Origin of the sequence: Mesorhizobium sp. M4B.F.Ca.ET.214.01.1.1, assembly GCF_004791545.1 — a bacterium.
Taxonomy (GTDB): domain Bacteria; phylum Pseudomonadota; class Alphaproteobacteria; order Rhizobiales; family Rhizobiaceae; genus Mesorhizobium; species Mesorhizobium abyssinicae.
Window position 1 is genome coordinate 1 of the sequence record NZ_SRUX01000289.1, and the last position, 283, is coordinate 283.

Annotated in this window: 1 pseudogene; it reads left to right on the top strand. The window is 68.2% G+C overall.

From position 1 onward, the window contains the following. Nucleotides 1-130 (top strand): annotated as a pseudogene (locus EN857_RS36070) (ribonuclease H family protein); the annotation flags it as partial. Nucleotides 131-283: the final 153 nt, after the last annotated feature.

Consider the following 283-nt stretch of genomic DNA (forward strand, 5'->3'; position numbering starts at 1 on the left):
ACGACGCTCTTCCGATCTGGGCGTCAATCCGGTCTCGGCTTTCTATCACGATCACCTGTTCGTCCCGGCGGAGCGGGCCGGGGAGGCGCTGGCGATATTGCGGCAATTGGCGGCGGACAGCGGCGGCTAAAGCATATCTCCGAAAGTGGGACCGGTTTCGGGACAAAAAGAAGCGGCCAGTCACAGGCCGCCACCTCGCGGAGGCCCAGCCGCGTCAGCGGCGGTACTGGCCGCGAGCGAGAACCCAACGGCCGAAGGCCGAGCCCGCGACCGCGGGCCGCCG